The organism is Volucribacter amazonae (assembly GCF_029783845.1).
In the GTDB taxonomy this organism is placed as follows: Bacteria; Pseudomonadota; Gammaproteobacteria; order Enterobacterales; family Pasteurellaceae; genus Volucribacter; species Volucribacter amazonae.
In genome coordinates this window covers 1429564-1446790 of sequence record NZ_LWID01000001.1, presented here as the reverse complement: position 1 = coordinate 1446790, position 17227 = coordinate 1429564, and the positions used below count along the sequence as shown (strand labels likewise).

Sequence of the window (17227 nt, the reverse complement as noted above, 5' to 3'; positions counted from 1 at the left end):
CTCTTTTTTATCTAAATTACTTTGAAAAGGTTTGTCAGCAGTTTGAAATGCAAGTACAATCGTGCTTACATATTTTTAACGATCACTCATTAACGACTTGACGATAAGGAATTATTATGACAGACAGACAGACAGACAGACAGACAGACAGACAGACAGACAGACAGACAGACAGACAGACAGACAGACAGACAGACAGACAGACAGACAGACAGACAGACAGACAGACAGACAGACAGACAGCGTAGCTGCTGATGAATTAGCCTGTCAAGCTTTTTTAAACAACCTTGATGCCCAACTTTGGGAATCTGCCAACAAACTCCGTCAACAATTAGACGCCGCCAATTATAAACATATCGTTCTTGGTTTTATTTTTCTCAAATATATTTCCGACAGTTTTATCAGTTTCCGAGAAAAACTGACCGCCCAACTGCAAAATCCCGCACACGAACTTTATCTTGATCCTGCTGATTTTGATGCACAACAATATCAAGAGATTTTAAATAGCGAATTAGAAACACGAGATTATTACACGGCGGAAAATATCTTTTGGGTACCGCAAGAAGCCCGTTGGGACAATATCAAAAATTACAGTACTTTAGCCAAAGGGGCTGAATTGCCTTGGGGAGCAAAGTTCAAAGGCGTTGCCAATCTGATTGATGACGCCTTTACTGCCATAGAACGAGAAAACGAAAAACTGAAAGGTATTATTCAACGCATTTCCGGTTATCAAGTTGATGAAACCACGTTAATCGGTTTGATTAATCTCTTTTCCGATACCAATTTTACCCGTCCGACTTATGACGGCAAGCCAATTTCTCTCGCAGCGAAAGATATTTTAGGGCATGTATATGAATATTTCTTAGGGCAATTTGCCTTAGCGGAAGGGAAAAAAGGCGGTCAATATTTTACGCCAAAATCCATCGTTACGTTGATTGTCGAAATGCTACAACCCTATAAAGGGCGGATTTTTGACCCAGCAATGGGGTCTGGCGGTTTCTTTGTGCAAACTGAACGATTTATTCAAGCGCATCAAGGCAAAATCAACGATGTGTCTATTTATGGGCAGGAATTTAATCCGACCACCTGGAAACTGGCAGCCATGAATATGGCGATTCGTGGTATCGAATTTGATTTCGGTAAAAGCAATGCCGACAGTTTTACCAATCCACAACATATTGATAAAAAGATGGATTTTGTAATGGCAAATCCGCCGTTCAATATGGACGAATGGTGGAACGAAAGTTTAGTAGATGACCCACGCTGGCAATATGGCATACCACCAAAAGGTAACGCCAACTTTGCTTGGTTACAACATATGCTCTATCACCTCGCACCAAAAGGTCGTATGGGCTTGTTATTGGCAAACGGTTCAATGAGCAGCCAAACCAATGGCGAAGGTGAAATTCGTCGGCGTTTAGTGGAAGCGGATTTAGTGGAATGTATGGTCGCTCTACCGGGTCAGCTCTTTACCAATACGCAAATTCCTGCCTGTATTTGGTTTTTAAATAAAGCGAAAAATCAACAAAATAAAGTGTTGTTTATTGATGCTCGTGAGATTGGTTATATGAAAGATCGGGTATTGCGTGATTTTACCGCTGCCGATATTGCCAAAATTGCCGGTACTTACCACGCTTGGCAAAACAATAACGACTATCAAGACCAAGCAGGTTTCTGCTATTCCGCCAACCTAGACGAAATCGCCAAAAATGATTTTGTGCTTACCCCGGGACGTTATGTCGGCACAGCGCAACAACAAGATGACAGCGTGCCGTTTGCAGAAAAAATCGCAAATTTGACCGCACTTTTAGAGCAGCAATTTGCACAAGGGCAAGCGTTGGAACAACAGATTAAACAGAATTTGGCGATATTTGGGGGTGAGTGATGAAACTAGATACATTAAAAAATATCTCTGCTTTAATTGTGGATTGCCCTCACTCTACACCTAAATGGACTACTTCAGGATACACTGTATTGCGGAATCAAGGAATAAAAAATGGAAAACTTATTTTGGAAAATTGCAGTTATACAGACGAGGAAAATTTCAAGCATAGAATAAAAAGAGCCAAACCAAAATTTGGCGATATTGTTATTACACGAGAAGCCCCTATGGGTGAAGTGTGCAAAATACCTAAAAATTTAGAATGCTGTTTAGGGCAAAGGCAAGTATTAATTAGACCAATGGAAAATATAGATTCTGATTATTTACTTTATGCTTTATTATCACCTAAAGTTCAGAATCAAATTTCTTGGAATGAAGGAACTGGCTCTACTGTTAGTAATTTAAGAATTCCAGTATTAGAAAGTTTATTAATCCCGAGATTAGGAAAACATAATGAGAAAAAAGTAGCAAATATCTTAAAAACATTAGACGACAAAATCCACCTTAACTCCCAAACCAACCAAACCCTAGAAGCCCTGGCTCAAGCAATTTTTAAGCATTGGTTTATTGATTTTGCCCCAGTACACGCCAAAGCCGACGCCCTTGCAGCAGGCAAAACTGCCGAACAAGCAGAGTTGGCGGCAATGGCAAGTATTAGCGGAAAAACGGAAGCTGAAGTCATTAAATTAGCCAACAGCAATCCGCAAGCCTACCAACAACTGCAACAAACCGCCGCCGCTTTCCCAAGTGAGTTTGTGGAAAGTGAGATGGGGTTGGTGCCGAAAGGGTGGGAGGTGAAAAAAATTGATGAAGTTATCCAAAAAATTCCAGTTGGGAAAAAATATAGTCAAAAAACAACAATACCTGACGGCAAAGTTCCTGTATTAGATCAAGGAAAATCAGGAATTATTGGTTATCATAATGATGAAGCAGGGGTAACTGCAAGTATTGAAAATCCTGTGATTGTCTTTGCAAACCATACTTGTTATATGCGGTTAATTCACTTTGATTTTAGTGCTATTCAAAATGTTTTTGCTTTCAAGGGTAAAAAACTAAATATCTATTGGCTTTATTTAGCCACTTTAGGAAAACAGGAATTTGTAGAATATAAAGGACACTTTCCAGATTTTTTAATTAAAGAAGTTATTGTTCCTAATGAAAGTTTAACAGAAGTTTTTGGAAAATTAGTTAAAAATAATTTTTCAAAAATTGCACAAAATACCCAAGAAAACCAAACCCTAGCCCAAGCCCGAGATACCTTATTACCTAAATTATTAAGTGGAGAGATTGAGTTATGATAAACAAAAATGATACAAATAGTATGCAACATTACTGGTCTGAGGTCGAAAATTACTTATCAAATTTGACATCAGAAAATATGGAATCTGAAGATAAAATAAAAAAACAGATTCCTATTTTATCTGAGTATTTCTATCCTTTTACTCTTGAGTTACTTACCGATGAGCAAAAAGATAAAACCATAGAACATTTATTAAATATCAGAGAATATTTTATTAATAAGAAAAACTATACCTTATCTGATACTCATTGTAGAGAAGTAGAAAAATTAATTGATGAACTAAAAACATATTTAAATAGCATTAATGGAAAAATTCCCAATTTTTCTGTTTTAGAGAGATATGAAAAGGCTTTCAAAAAACAACAAGATGAATTTCAAAGTAGAGCTAATGAATTATTTGGAGAATTAACTACTCATAGCATAAAGAAACCATTTAATGAACAATATAAGGAATATAATAGAAAAGTGAAGTGTCAAGCTATATTTTTTTATAGCTTATTATTATTCTTATTTATTTGGATACTTATTATATTAAAAGTCATCACTATCCCTTGTTTAATTAATAATAAAATCTTATGCTCAATTTTCACTATAAATTTTGATAATACATTAGAAATGGTTATCCTTAGAATAACTAGCATAATACCAATTATTTGGGCTATTCTATTTTTATCAAAACAAATCTCTCAAAATAAAAAGATTGAACAAGCCTATTTACATAAAGCCGTTATAGCACAATCTTATTTAAATTATTTAGAGTTAATTAAAAAGAATCGTTTTAATCTAATAGATACAAATAACTCTGCTCAAGAAGTTGTTAATAGTTTGCATAAAGTTTCAATAGAAGGTTTAGGATTAAACCCTGCTCTATTACTAGATAAATCAACTGTGGAAAAAATTCCAATGGAAGAACTACTATCCAAAATTATTGATAAATCTATACCTGTAAATAATAGTCCTGCAAGTAAGAGTAAGGGATAACCCATGAAAATCAACGAATCCACCATTGAAAACCAAGCGATTGAAACCTTGCTGCAACTCGGTTGGCAATACGTTCACGGCGCTACTGTTATTGAGGGCGGTCAACACCCTTATCGCAGTAGCACTAAAGAAGTCGTCCTCTTACCATTATTACGCCAAGCAATCGAACGCCTTAATCCTCAACTACCTAATGATACTGTGGAAGAGGTGCTAAAAACCGTTACTCAAGCAGATATTCTCTCACTAGCTGAACGTAATCAACAATTTTATCAATACCTCAAACAAGGCGTGCCTGTCCATTATATCAATCCACAAGGTGAAGAAAAACACGATTATGTCCGTTTAATTGATTTTCAAGCTGTCGCAAATAATCACTTACTGGTGATTAATCAGTTGGAGATTGCGGGTAAACGTGGCAAACGGATTCCTGATTTAATCGCCTTTATTAACGGTTTACCTCTTATTGTTTTTGAATTTAAAAATCCGCTTGATATTAATGCCGATTTAAAGCGCGCATTTAATCAACTACAAACCTATCAACAAGATATCAGTGATCTCTTTGTTTATAACCAATTACAAATTATCTCTGATGGTACTTTTGCTCGGATCGGCTCACTCACTGCCGATTGGGAACGTTTTTCCCCTTGGAAAGTAGTCGATGAAAAAAATCGCAGCCAACGTATTCTTTTTGAAGATGAATTAAGCGGTTTACTGAACGGTTTAATGCAGCCTGATATGCTGCTAGATTATATCCACTATTTTATTACTTTTGAAAGATATCAGGATTCTGTTATTAAAAAATCAGCCGCCTATCATCAATTTTATGGCGTGAATGAAGCGGTAGAATGTACCATTGCCGCTAACCAAAGCCACAGCTCAAAAATCGGCGTAGTCTGGCATACACAAGGTTCAGGCAAATCCTTATCAATGCTGTTTTATGCTGGAAAATTGATTGCACAACCTGAATTGCAAAATCCAACGATTGTGGTGGTTACCGATCGCAATGATTTAGACGGTCAACTTTATGCGACTTTTTGTAATGGGCAAGAGTTGATTCGAGGTACCCCAATTCAGGCGGACGGTCGTGAGGCGTTGCGTTTGGAATTAGCCAAACGGGAAAGCGGCGGCGTTATTTTTACCACGATTCAAAAGTTTGCTTTATTGGATACAGAAAACCGCCACCCTACCCTAAATGATCGACATAATATTATTGTGATCAGCGATGAAGCTCACCGTTCGCAATATGGTTTCAATGCTAAATTAAATAATAAAAATGGCGAATATCGTGTTGGTGGCTATGCGAAACATTTACGAGATGCGTTGCCTAACGCTGCTTTTATCGGTTTTACCGGTACACCAATCAGCTTAGAAGATAAAGATACCCAAGAAGTATTTGGTAAATATGTTTCCATTTATGATATTCACGATGCGGTCGAGGACGGTGCAACAGTGCCGATTATTTATGAAGCGCGCCAAATTCCGCTTAGAGAAAGTGCTGAATTTATCCAATCGGTGAATGAAGCACAAAATATTATTGATGAGGACGAAAACAGCGACAATTTCGGCTTGCGTGAACAATTAATGGGTAACGACAGCCGTTTAAAACAGTTAGCCAAAGATTTCGTCAATCATTTTGAAACCCGTAATACGTTGTTTGACGGCAAAGCCATGCTGGTGGTTATGAGCCGCCGTATTTGCGTCAAACTCTATGAAGAAATTATTGCCTTACGCCCTGCTTGGCATAGCGACGATATTCATCAAGGCGCCATTAAAATTGTGATGACAGGATCTGCCAGTGATCCTGAAGAACTGCAAAAATATGTCTATTCCAGCTCTGATAAGAAAACCTTAGAAAAACGTTTTAAAAATCCCGATGATCCACTCAAGATAGTGATTGTACGTGATATGTGGCTTACCGGTTTTGATGCCCCTTGTTGTCATACAATGTATATTGATAAGCCGATGCAAGGGCATAATCTAATGCAAGCCATCGCACGGGTTAATCGTGTCTTTCATAATAAAAGCCGTGATAATGGCGGCTTAATTGTGGATTATGTCGGTCTGGCGGAAGAGTTAAAAGCAGCAACCAGACAATACACTAACGCTGGCGGTAAAAGTGAAGTGAAAACCGATATTGAAACGGTTTTCCAAAAAATGTTGGAATACATTGATATCATTCGTGGGCAATTTGCCACGCCTGTTGATGGTAAAAAGATTGATATTGCCAAAATTTTAACGCTAACCGATGGGAAAGAATTATTAGCCAGTATTCACCGAGCTGCCTCACATATTCTCGGTTTGGATCGTATGACTAAACCAAATAATTATTCGCAAACGGTAACAGCAGAAAAAACACCGCGCAAAAATCGCTTTTTACAAGCTATCCGATTGGTAAAAAAAGGCTTTTCGTTATGTGGTGCATTGCCTGAAACCCAAGCGTACCAACAGGAAATCGCTTTTTATGATGCCGTGCGGGCAACCATTATCAAATCAGAAAATCACAGTAATCACAGCCCAAAAGAACGGCGATTACAAATATTACATTTGGTTAATCAAGCGATTTCTTCCGATGAAGTGATTGATCTCTTTGATTTATTGCAACAAGAACAGCCTAATATCAGTTTATTATCAGAGGAATTTTTAGGCGTCGTAGAGAAAAGTGATACGCCTGATTTATGGCTTAGTAGCGTGGAACGCTACTTGAAAAGTGAAATCCGCACTAAAGCTGCTAACAATCTTGCCACACAAAAACGATTTGAAGAAAAATTAAAACAAGCAATGAACCAATACCATAACCACAATTTAACAGTAATGGAAATTATCCAAGAATTAGTGGAGATGGCAAAAGCCTTGCAAAATGAACTCACTAAAGGAGCAAGTTTAGGTCTTAATTCAGCAGAATTGGCGTTTTATGACGCATTAGCCCGTAATGACAGTGCAACAAAACTCATGGGCGATGAAACATTGGTACAGTTAGCTCGAGAAGTAACCAATACATTGCGTAAATCAATTACTATTGACTGGCAACACAAAGAGTCAGTGCGTGCCAAGATGCGTGTATTAATCCGTCGAATTTTATTGAAATATAAATATCCGCCTGATCTCCAAACTGAAGCCATCGAGTTTGTATTAGAACAGGCAGAAGTGGTAGCAGATAATTTGAGCAAAGAGGATTAATCTTACTTTGTTGCCACCAGATACAACGGACGATAAGTCAAACTTACTTGTCCGTTTTTTTATGACTAAAGCGATCTTGATATTCTGCAATAAAGCGTTGTAATTCAACGGCGACAGAACCGCTATCTGCAAAAAAGATTTTATTTGGATCTGGTGACAAAATATTTAATAGTGTTTGTTGCACCGCCGGTTCATGAGTAAAACCGCCAAACATAATATGGCTCATTCTACTTAATTGCTCTTCCGCAGCTTGGTTTAACATTGGATGATATAACCGTGCAATGCCTCCCACCAAGATGACAAACACCTCGCCATTAAAATTCGGCGATTACTGTATTTTGACAAGGCTTTCTGCATCAGGTACCACCCCAAAGGTAGGGTAAAATTGGATATAACCCCAAATCACTGCCGCCAATAACAAGGCGATAATCAACAGCCATTTGAGGGTGATAAAAGTGAGTTTTAGCATTTTTTCCTTAATTTGTGTTGTCATAAAAAAATTTCAGGCAACCTTGTTGCCTGAAATTTTTTGCAAATAGACCGCACTTTTTATGCAAACTTTTTGCTATACATTAAACAAGTTAAAGGTAATTGGCGGTTATGGATATTAAGTTCAATGGTGCGTTCGCCCACTCGTTGAAAGCCTTTCTTTTCGTAAAAAGTATAGTTGCATTGGTCATCGGTATATAAAAATAACGTTTTTCCTTTAACCTGTTCCGCTAAGGCTTGGAGCAGAAAACTGCCAACACCTTTTACCGCAAGTTGCGGATTGGCGGCGAGAAAGATAATTTCGCCATCAGGTTGGTGTTGGCGTAAATAGTCGGCTTTCATCGCTTGATTGGCTTGTTCATAACCTTGAACGCCTTGTTTAAATAGGCATTTTTGTAGCCAATCCACCCCTTTGACATAACAAGATTGCCACCAACAGCGATGGGCTTTGGGTGCGCCATACATTTCGCATAATAATAAACCTGCAAATTGTTGTCCTTGATAGGCGGCAAAAATATGGCTGGCTCGGTTCATTTCTAAATATAAAAAATAGCGTCCATAAAGACGTTGCAACCAAGGTTGTGCCAAATACCAATCAAAGTGCATACCACGAATAGCAGATTGTATGGCAAGATTATAGTCCTGTTTGGCAAAGGGTTTTAGGGTTAAGGTTTGCATGATTTCCTCGCATATCAATTATTGTTTAAAGTCGCAATCCTATCGTAAAATATTGAGAGCAAAAAATGACTGGCTATCGAAAAAAACGATAGCAGAGAGGGAAAAATGTATCAATTAGACCAATTAAAAGCCTTTGTTCTCGTCTGTGAGCTGGGTTCTTTTTCCGCCGCCGCGCGCCGATTAGGCAAGGCACAATCCAGCGTTAGCCAAAGCATTGCTAACCTAGAGATTGAACTCAACCAAACCTTATTTATCCGCCAGCAAAACCAAGCCACCCTGACTGAAAATGGCAAAGCCCTGTTGCCCCTTGCACAAGACCTATTGCAACAAGCCCACTTTTTTCAACAAAAAGCCAACGCCCTCAGCAACGGCGAGCCACACCAATTACGTATCCTATTAGAAGAAACCTTGATAACGGATAAATTACTGGCACTGTTTGCCGAACTTGCCGAACGCTTTCCTTTGCTCAACCTGCGTATCGCAAGCGAAGATAATCAACGCATTGCAGAAATCATCACGCAAGGACGGGCAGATCTTGGCATTTGCTATCAACAACAATCCCACCCTCATTTATCAAGCCAAGTATTGGGCAATGAACGCCTGATTGCTGTCGCCGCCAAACACCATCCATTGGCAACACAACGCCACATTTCCGCCCAAACCTTAGGGCAATATTGCCAATTACAGCACGATGACCAACCCCATTACCGCTTATCGCCACGCCAATGGCAATGCAACAGCTATTACAGCCTCTGCTTTCTCGCGCAACAAGGCATCGGCTGGTGCATTATGCCCGCCCAGTTGCTTAATGATGAATGGTTAAATGAACTGACGGTGCTGGATCTTGCATTTGACCTAACCACACCACAATACCCCATTACGCTGTTGCTTTCCCACCAACATAAAATTACCCCAGCCACCACGTTTTTGGTGCAGGGGTTACAAAAAATTTATTGAGGTTTAAGGAAATTTTTTAAAAACTAACCGCACTTTGATAAGTAAAAAAATTCAGACAACCTTTAGGATGCCTGAAATTTTTTATAAAATTTTTTCCATACGCAATTTTTGGGGTTTCATTCCCAAACGCTCATAAAACTGAACTGCTCTGACATTATCCGCCCAAACATCTAATGTTAAATGATAACAACCTTGCTGCTTGGCATAATCAACGGCAAATTGATAAAGTTGTTCGCCAATTTTTTGCCCTCGTGCAGAGCTTGCCACACAAAGATCATCAATAAATAGGGTTTTGACTGGCTTTAACACATCGCCTGTTGGCATTGATAATTCACAAAAAAGATGACCGACAACTTGCCCCGCAAGCTCATACACAAAAACAGGGTTATCGGGATCATTAAGCCGTTCCACTAATTCCGTTTCAGAAAATTTTTGTCCTGATGCATTGAATATATCAGGCCTTGCTTGATGATGAACGTGCAAAATATCTTGCAATAAATCATTTAACGCTGGAATATCCGCTAAAGTGGCTAAACGTATCATAATTGTTTTCCTTTTTCTCAATAAGGCAAATAAATATCGCCTAAACTGTTTATTCTCTATTTATAACCATTTCAATATAAAAGAAATCATTTTAATATGAAAGGGACTAAATAATCCCAAAACTCACCGCACTTATTTACCACCCCAAAAACCTTGTGCGCCTATCGCTTATTCCTTATAATAAACACCCATATATTTAAAAATAACAAAAACTACTTCACTATACAAAAATATGGATAATCTATGGATCAACTAACCGCTATGCGCGTGTTTGTGCGAATTGTGCAAACCGAATCCTTTGCCAAAACCGCCGACCAACTGCAAATGCCACGTTCTACCGTAAGCAAACTGATGGCAGACTTAGAAAATCATCTCCATTGCAAACTGCTCACACGCACCACACGCCAATTAAGCCTTACCGCTGAGGGGCAAAGCTACTATCAACACGCTCAACGGCTTATCGCCGACATTGACCACGCCGACAATTTAATACGTGGACAACAATGCCAAATCAGTGGATTATTACGCGTGGACGTGCCAGCCCTATTCGCCCACCAATCGCTTATCCCCCAATTACCTGACTTTGCAGAAAAATACCCCGCCATACAGCTTAATCTCGGCATCGGAGACCGCCTGACCGACCTGATTGGCGAGGGGGTAGATTGCGTTATTCGTGCAGGAAAATTACAGGATTTAGGGCTAATCGCCCGCCCCCTTTGCCAACTTCCCTTTGTAACCTGTGCCAGCAAAGCCTATTTGGCAAAATACGGCATACCGCAAAACCTACAAGCCCTAGAAAAACACCGCATTGTTGGCTATTTTTCGCAACAAACAGGCAAAAATAAAGCCCTGATTTTTGAACAAAATGGCGAAACCATTGAATACAAAACCCAGCATTATTGTGCCAACGAAGGCAACGGTTTAATCGCCATGCTCCAAGCAGGGCTTGGCATTGGGCAAGTTTTCCGCCCCTATGTGCAAGCGCAACTAGACAGCGGTGAATTGATTGAAGTGCTACCCGACTGGCAACACCCCGACCTTACCTTTTACCTCGTTTACCCTCCCAACAAACACCAAAACCTCCGCCTCACCGCCTTTGTGGAATGGCTAATGGCGACCTATCGGAAAGCAAGGGAATAAAGAGAAATAGCGGTAAAAAATACCTCAAAAACTTACCGCACTTTCATTCCTAAACAAATGCCCTCTTAGTTTAAAAATGTATAGTCGTTTTAATTTAAAATGGGACAAGGAGACAGTACAAAAAATACGGCGAGGCGTGCTGCTATCATTTTAAAGTGGGACGGCGATAAAATATCTGACGCTACCATAACCCTTTTATTTTACTTTGTTTTTAATCAACCCATTCACAACCAATACGTAAAAAACCTGATTGATTTTTCAAGTCAATTGTTTAAACTCTAATGAATTCAGATTAAGGAGAATAGCATGTCACATCAATCCCTCACACTCTCTCTTGTAGACACGTTAACCCAGCTTGCCCCTTTTGACCATGATCCTTATCTCGCTTGGCTCGCTAAAACCGATTGTCCGCCGAAATCTTATCTTGAACACCCCTTGCAATCCGAGCAGGAATTAGCGCATTACAAACGTTTTTTTCAACAACAGTTGCCTTGTTCATTAGGGGCGTTTGTTCGCTTAAAACGGCTGTGGTTTTTATTGCATCATCAGTCATCACAACCTTATCAGCGACTTTATTACGCCTTTATTGATACGCCTATCGGACAAATGTTGAGTATTTTTTCTGAACAGGGGCTGTGCTTGCTGGAATTTATTGACCGAAAAATGTTGGAAACCGAAATTAAGCAATTAATGAAGCATTTTCAATCTTCCCTCTCTTTGCAACACACCCCAGCGGTACAAACATTGCAGCAGCAAATCAATGAATATTTTGCTCAAACACGTCAACAATTTAGTGTGCCGTTGGATTGGGTGGGAACAGCGTTTCAGCAACAAGTTTGGCAAGGCTTAATCAATATCAACTACGGCGAAACGCGCGCTTACAGCGAACAAGCGCTGGCTTTAGGGCTGACTAATGCCACGCGCGCAGTAGCGAACGCCAATGGTAAAAACAAAATCGCCATTATTGTTCCTTGTCATCGGGTGGTAAAAAAAGACGGCGAGCTGGGCGGCTATGGCGGTGGATTGGGGCGCAAACGTTATTTGTTAGCGTTGGAAAGCGGGGTTGATGAGGGTAAATATAGTCGCCCCACTTTAAAATAATACGGCGTTGGCACACCAACACTGTATTATTTTTAATTGTCCATCAGAGCATTAATGGAATAGTTACTCCAACACAATACGTTCACGGTTCTTTTCTAAGGTAGCTTTGCCGAAACCTGATACTTCTAATAATTGTTCAGGGGCGGTAAATGCACCAAATTTTTCTCGGTATTGTATGATTGCTTCGGCTTTTTTACTACCGATGCCAATTAAGGTTTTTTGTAGCTGTTCTGCGGTGGCGGTATTAATATTAACCTGATTGAGCTGAAGCGATGAAGCCTGTGCTGACGTTGTTGCTGTGGACGGATTGGCGATCCCCATTGGGCTAAAGCATAAATAAGAGAACAATAGGGTGGCAATTAATAGATTAAATTTTTTCATAGGTTTTCCTTTTCTTGTTGTAAGCATAATAAATGTTAAGTTGCTTTTAATTCTGAAAAGCAAAACTATTTTGCAAGTAAAGGAAATGAGTTCACAAATAAAATCGTAATATGCCTTGTCTTTTCTCGATCTGGCTCGCAAAAAGAAAAAATGCGGTAGAAAAAACCGCACTTTTTATCCCAATGAGCAATATCGTTGTTTCAATTTAAAGTATGATTAATTGACTTCATTAATGCGTAGTTCTCTCGGCACTTCAAATACGGTATTTTCTTCACAACCTTGTAATTCTTCAACTTGGGTTACCCCTAATTGTTGCAAATGTGCCACTACAGATTGTACCAACACTTCAGGGGCTGATGCACCTGCGGTAATGCCGATGGTATTGACTTGTTGTAGCCAAGCAGGATCAATGTCTTCTGCCCCATCAATTAATTTCGCTTTTACCCCCATACGAGAAGCTAATTCTGCTAAACGATTGGAGTTAGAGGAATTTTTTGAGCCTACCACTAACACTAAATCCGATTGTTTCGCTAATTCTCGCACTGCCTGCTGGCGATTGGTGGTGGCGTAACAAATATCATTTTTGCGTGGACCTTGAATGGCTGGGTATTTTTGCTTTAATGCCTCAATAATATCCACCGTATCATCAATGGATAAGGTGGTTTGGGTCATAAAGGTAAGGTTATCATCACTTTGCAAGCCTAATTTGGCAATATCTTCCACATTTTCCACCAAAAAGATACCGCCTTCGCTATTGTCATATTGCCCCATTGTCCCTTCTACTTCGGGGTGTCCTTCATGCCCGATTAAAATCGCTTTAGTACCTCGTTTACTAGCACGAGCCACTTGCATATGTACTTTGGTTACCAATGGGCAAGTGGCATCAAATACCTTGAGATTGCGTCTTTTGGCTTCTTGCCGAACTGCTTGCGAAACACCATGTGCCGAAAAAATAACAATGGCATCATCTGGCACTTCATCAAGTTCCTCTACAAAAATTGCCCCTCGTTCCCTTAATCCATTGACCACAAAACGGTTATGTACCACTTCGTGGCGAACGTAAATGGGTGCACCATGAATTTCTAACGCAAGTTCTACAATGCTTATTGCTCGATCAACGCCGGCACAAAACCCTCGAGGATTGGCTAAAATGATTTTCATATCTTTCCCACATTATTGTTTATTCTGTTTACTTGCCTTAATTTGGTCTAAAATCAATAAACCTGCGCCAACACAAATAAACACATCAGCAAAATTAAACACAGGATAATGATAAATATCCCAATAAAAATCTAAAAAGTCCACCACAAAACCATGATAAAGCCGATCAAACATATTACCTAATGCGCCACCAATCACTAAGGCATAGGCGGTATTTTGTAAATATTGTTGGCGTGAATTTTTGGCTAACCAATAAATCAATAACACAGAAATTACTAATGCAATACCAATAAAAAAGAATTTTTGCCAACCACTATGGTTTGCTAAAAAACTAAAGGCAGCCCCATAATTACGCACATAAGTAAGATTAAATATGGGTAAAATATTGACACTTTCAAATAATTGAAAATGCTTTACTACCGCATATTTACTGGCTAAATCAATCACTATGGCTAACAAACTAAGCCATAGAAATGCCAATCCTGATTTGTGTTTTTCCATTGTTGATTGCCTTAATACTATGGTATAGATTTAAGCCAATTAACCGCTTGCGAAAAACAAGCGATTAATTGGCTTTTGTTAAATATTAAGCAAAGTGGCGCACTTCGCCTTTGCCGTCCACATTTTCCACACAACGAGCACAAAGTGTTGGGTGTTGCGGATTTGTGCCAATGGTGGCGGAATAATGCCAACAACGTGGGCATTTCTCTGCTTGCGAACGTATTACTTTTACTGCCAGACCTTGAATTTCGCCCTCAGCGACATCAGCCTGTGCTAAAGGTTTTACTTCTGCTTTGGAGGTAATCAGCACAAAACGTAATTCATCAGCTAATTTATTCAATAAAGCGGATAATTCATCATTAGCATAAATAGTGATTTCTGCCTCCAGTGATGAACCAATGACTTTTTCATTGCGGGCTTGTTCTAAAACTCGGTTAATTTCTGACCGCACTTCTAACACCTTTTGCCAATACTGATCGTCCATACTTTCTTGCTTGTCTAGTGCAAATAAGTCTGTGTAAAACTCTTCAGTAAAGACAAATTCTGCCCGTTCGCCCGGGATATGTTGCCAAATTTCATCGGCAGTGAAAGATAAAATCGGTGCAATCCAACGCACTAAGGCTTCTGCAATATGCCATAATGCGGTTTGACAACTACGGCGTGCCAAGCTATCCGCTTTGGTGGTATATTGACGATCCTTGATAATATCTAAGTAGAATGATCCCATTTCAATGGAACAGAATTTCATTAAACGCTGTACCACAGTATGGAATTGGTAATTATCATAGGCTTTTTGAATTTCTTGTTGCGTACGCAAAGCACAATCCACTGCCCAGCGATCTAACACCACCATATCCTGTGGGGCAACAAGATCACGTTTCGGATCAAAACCATTTAGGTTTGCCAATAAGAAACGGGCGGTATTACGAATACGGCGATAACTGTCCGCTGCACGTTTAAGAATTTCATCGGATACGGTCATCTCACCTGTATAATCAGTAGAGGCTACCCATAAACGTAAAATATCGCCACCGAACTTATCCATAACTTGTTGTGGGGTAACAATATTACCAATGGACTTAGACATTTTACGCCCTTGACCGTCCACCGTAAAACCATGGGTTAATACTTGTTTATAAGGGGCTTTGCCCTCGGTGGCAGTGGATAACATCAATGAAGACATAAACCAACCACGATGCTGATCTGACCCCTCTAAATACATATCAATATCTCGCCCTTGAAACTCCGGACGATTTTTTACCACTGACCAATAGGTTGAGCCTGAATCAAACCATACATCAAGGGTATCCAACACTTTGGAATAATCTTGTGCTTCCTCGCCCAATAATTCCGCTGGTTCAAGATCCCACCAAGCCTGAATACCTTGTTGTTCAACCCGTTTAGCCACTTCTTCCATTAATTCAACGGTACGAGGGTGAAGCTGTTCTGTTTGCTTATGAATAAAGAGAGGAACAGGTACACCCCAAGTACGCTGACGAGAAATACACCAATCTGGGCGATTTTCTACCATTTTTTCAATGCGAGCTTGTCCCCAATCAGGGATCCAACGCACTTGCTTAATTTCATTTAAGGCTTGTTGACGTAACCCTTTGGTTTCCATACCAATAAACCATTGCGGCGTTGCACGGAAAATAATTGGGGTTTTGTGTCGCCAACAATGAGGATAACTGTGGCGGATTTTTTCTAATTTCACTAAACTGCCGGTTTCTTCCAATTTTTGCAGTACCGCACCATTAGCCTCAAAGACTCCTAAACCTGCAAAAAATTCAGTGGACGGAATAAACTTACCATCATTGCCCACTAAACCTGCCATACTAATATGGTATTTTTGTGCTACCACATAGTCCTCTTGACCATGATCAGGGGCGGTATGAACTAAACCTGTTCCGCCGTCTGTGGTAACGTGTTCCCCTAAAATGAATGGCACATCATAGGCATAGAATGGGTGTTGAAATCGCAAAAACTCCAGCTCTGAACCTTGTGCAATACCCAATATTTTAACATTCTCTACACCTAAAGTTTTGGCAACACTTTCAACCAGTTCTTTCACTAAAATAACCCGTTCATCGCCAAACTGTACTAATTGATATTCAAAATCAGGGTGAATAGCAATGGCTCTATTAGAGGGCAACGTCCAAGGGGTGGTTGTCCAAATTAAAGCTGAAATTTTGCCTTGCCCTTTTTCCAGTAAATGAAATTTATTTTCTACCGCACTTTCATCACTCGCCATAAAGCGTACATAAATGGACGGCGAGGTTTTATCTTCATATTCCACTTCCGCTTCTGATAAGGACGAACCACAATCCAAACACCAATGAACAGGTTTTGCCCCTTTATACAAATGCCCATTTGCCACCGCCTTAGCAAAGGTGCGGATAATATTGGCTTCCGTATCAAAATTCATGGTGAGGTAAGGGTTATCCCAGTCGCCCAGCACCCCTAAACGGATAAAATCTTTTTTCTGTTCTTCCACTTGCTCTGTGGCATAATGACGGCAAGCGGTGCGAAATTCTGCCGCACTCACTTTTTGATTTGGCTTACCAACCAAGCTCTCTACTTTTAACTCAATAGGTAAACCATGACAATCCCAACCGGGGATATAAGGAGAATCATAACCTGAAGCCGTTTTCGCTTTTACAATAATGTCTTTTAAAATTTTATTGACTGCGTGTCCAATATGAATTGCCCCATTGGCATAAGGAGGGCCGTCATGCAAAATAAAGGATTTCTTGCCTTTCGTGGCTTGACGGATTTTTTGATAAAGGTTGTTATCGTACCAGTTTTTGAGCATTTGCGGTTCACGTTTGGCTAAATCGCCCCGCATTGGAAACCCTGTTTCTGGTAAATTCAGGGTATTTTTGTAATCAATTTCAGACATTGTTGTATTCCACTTGTATCAATTTTAAGGTAAATCC

Annotated in this window: 14 protein-coding genes and 1 pseudogene; 7 read left to right on the top strand and 8 right to left on the bottom strand. The window is 39.7% G+C overall.

All coding sequences use genetic code 11. The features are described 5' to 3' along the window. Positions 1–97: 97 nt before the first annotated feature. Genes A6A20_RS06950 through A6A20_RS06935 form a run of 4 tightly spaced genes read left to right on the top strand, consistent with a single transcriptional unit; the run spans position 98 to position 7340 of the window. The gene (locus A6A20_RS06950; protein WP_279572759.1) at positions 98–1885 is read left to right on the top strand and encodes a class I SAM-dependent DNA methyltransferase; all 1788 of its coding nucleotides are present in this window, start codon (positions 98–100) and stop codon (positions 1883–1885) included. Then, positions 1885–3180, top strand: coding sequence for a restriction endonuclease subunit S (locus A6A20_RS06945; protein WP_279572758.1), 1296 nt, complete (start codon positions 1885–1887; stop codon positions 3178–3180). Before A6A20_RS06950 ends, A6A20_RS06945 begins: the two co-directional genes overlap by 1 nt. After that, entirely contained in the window at positions 3177–4163 is a 987-nt protein-coding gene (locus A6A20_RS06940; protein ID WP_279572757.1) for a hypothetical protein, read from the top strand. The genes A6A20_RS06945 and A6A20_RS06940 overlap by 4 nt, the downstream gene beginning before the upstream one ends. A 3-nt stretch (positions 4164–4166) precedes the next feature. Continuing rightward, positions 4167–7340, top strand: a complete 3174-nt coding sequence (locus A6A20_RS06935; RefSeq protein ID WP_279572756.1) for a type I restriction endonuclease subunit R — start codon at positions 4167–4169, stop codon at positions 7338–7340. 76 nt (positions 7341–7416) lie between these two features. Here the strand turns inward: A6A20_RS06935 and A6A20_RS06930 are convergent. The 3 genes and pseudogenes from A6A20_RS06930 to A6A20_RS06920 form a co-directional block, all read right to left on the bottom strand. Continuing rightward, a pseudogene (locus A6A20_RS06930) lies at positions 7417–7643 on the bottom strand (aminotransferase class III-fold pyridoxal phosphate-dependent enzyme); the annotation flags it as partial. Positions 7644–7668: 25 nt separating this feature from the next. Beyond that, a complete protein-coding gene (locus A6A20_RS06925; RefSeq protein WP_279572755.1) occupies positions 7669–7809 on the bottom strand; it encodes a hypothetical protein in 141 nt (46 codons plus the stop codon). An 80-nt stretch (positions 7810–7889) separates the two neighbouring features. Continuing rightward, a complete protein-coding gene (locus A6A20_RS06920; RefSeq protein ID WP_279572754.1) occupies positions 7890–8507 on the bottom strand; it encodes a GNAT family N-acetyltransferase in 618 nt (205 codons plus the stop codon). A 105-nt stretch (positions 8508–8612) separates the two neighbouring features. Here A6A20_RS06920 and A6A20_RS06915 point away from each other — a divergent pair, with 105 nt between their 5' ends. Continuing rightward, entirely contained in the window at positions 8613–9464 is an 852-nt protein-coding gene (locus A6A20_RS06915) for a LysR family transcriptional regulator (RefSeq protein WP_279572753.1), read from the top strand. An 81-nt stretch (positions 9465–9545) separates the two neighbouring features. On the opposite strand, the gene A6A20_RS06910 is transcribed toward A6A20_RS06915, so the two are convergent. Further along, on the bottom strand, positions 9546–10007 hold the full coding sequence (locus tag A6A20_RS06910; protein ID WP_279572752.1) for a GNAT family N-acetyltransferase: 462 nt from the start codon (positions 10005–10007) through the stop codon (positions 9546–9548). 243 nt (positions 10008–10250) lie between these two features. Here A6A20_RS06910 and A6A20_RS06905 point away from each other — a divergent pair, with 243 nt between their 5' ends. Together A6A20_RS06905 and A6A20_RS06900 are read left to right on the top strand one after the other, a co-directional pair. Beyond that, complete coding sequence (locus tag A6A20_RS06905) at positions 10251–11147, top strand: LysR family transcriptional regulator (RefSeq protein ID WP_279572751.1); 897 nt, start codon at positions 10251–10253, stop codon at positions 11145–11147. A 306-nt stretch (positions 11148–11453) separates the two neighbouring features. Next, entirely contained in the window at positions 11454–12248 is a 795-nt protein-coding gene (locus A6A20_RS06900) for a methylated-DNA--[protein]-cysteine S-methyltransferase (protein WP_279572750.1), read from the top strand. A 63-nt stretch (positions 12249–12311) separates the two neighbouring features. Here A6A20_RS06900 and A6A20_RS06895 read toward each other — a convergent pair whose 3' ends face one another. The 4 genes from A6A20_RS06895 to ileS form a co-directional block, all read right to left on the bottom strand. Continuing rightward, positions 12312–12569, bottom strand: coding sequence for a ComEA family DNA-binding protein (locus A6A20_RS06895; protein ID WP_279573763.1), 258 nt, complete (start codon positions 12567–12569; stop codon positions 12312–12314). 276 nt (positions 12570–12845) lie between these two features. Beyond that, entirely contained in the window at positions 12846–13790 is a 945-nt protein-coding gene (ispH, locus tag A6A20_RS06890) for a 4-hydroxy-3-methylbut-2-enyl diphosphate reductase (protein ID WP_279572749.1), read from the bottom strand. Between the two features lie 12 nt (positions 13791–13802). Then, the gene (gene lspA / locus A6A20_RS06885) at positions 13803–14291 is read right to left on the bottom strand and encodes a signal peptidase II (protein WP_279572748.1); all 489 of its coding nucleotides are present in this window, start codon (positions 14289–14291) and stop codon (positions 13803–13805) included. A gap of 85 nt (positions 14292–14376) precedes the next feature. Beyond that, entirely contained in the window at positions 14377–17190 is a 2814-nt protein-coding gene (gene ileS / locus A6A20_RS06880) for an isoleucine--tRNA ligase (RefSeq protein ID WP_279572747.1), read from the bottom strand. Positions 17191–17227: the final 37 nt, after the last annotated feature.

Bases quoted from the DNA above. Each gene is read 5' to 3' on its own strand.
- A6A20_RS06925 (WP_279572755.1), bottom strand. From the start codon at position 7,809: ATGCTAAAACTCACTTTTATCACCCTCAAATGGCTGTTGATTATCGCC.
- A6A20_RS06945 (WP_279572758.1), top strand. From the start codon at position 1,885: ATGAAACTAGATACATTAAAAAATATCTCTGCTTTAATTGTGGATTGC.
- A6A20_RS06935 (WP_279572756.1), top strand. From the start codon at position 4,167: ATGAAAATCAACGAATCCACCATTGAAAACCAAGCGATTGAAACCTTG.
- A6A20_RS06940 (WP_279572757.1), top strand. From the start codon at position 3,177: ATGATAAACAAAAATGATACAAATAGTATGCAACATTACTGGTCTGAG.
- A6A20_RS06895 (WP_279573763.1), bottom strand. From the start codon at position 12,569: ATGGGGATCGCCAATCCGTCCACAGCAACAACGTCAGCACAGGCTTCA.
- ispH (WP_279572749.1), bottom strand. From the start codon at position 13,790: ATGAAAATCATTTTAGCCAATCCTCGAGGGTTTTGTGCCGGCGTTGAT.
- A6A20_RS06915 (WP_279572753.1), top strand. From the start codon at position 8,613: ATGTATCAATTAGACCAATTAAAAGCCTTTGTTCTCGTCTGTGAGCTG.
- lspA (WP_279572748.1), bottom strand. From the start codon at position 14,291: ATGGAAAAACACAAATCAGGATTGGCATTTCTATGGCTTAGTTTGTTA.
- ileS (WP_279572747.1), bottom strand. From the start codon at position 17,190: ATGTCTGAAATTGATTACAAAAATACCCTGAATTTACCAGAAACAGGG.
- A6A20_RS06920 (WP_279572754.1), bottom strand. From the start codon at position 8,507: ATGCAAACCTTAACCCTAAAACCCTTTGCCAAACAGGACTATAATCTT.
- A6A20_RS06905 (WP_279572751.1), top strand. From the start codon at position 10,251: ATGGATCAACTAACCGCTATGCGCGTGTTTGTGCGAATTGTGCAAACC.
- A6A20_RS06910 (WP_279572752.1), bottom strand. From the start codon at position 10,007: ATGATACGTTTAGCCACTTTAGCGGATATTCCAGCGTTAAATGATTTA.
- A6A20_RS06900 (WP_279572750.1), top strand. From the start codon at position 11,454: ATGTCACATCAATCCCTCACACTCTCTCTTGTAGACACGTTAACCCAG.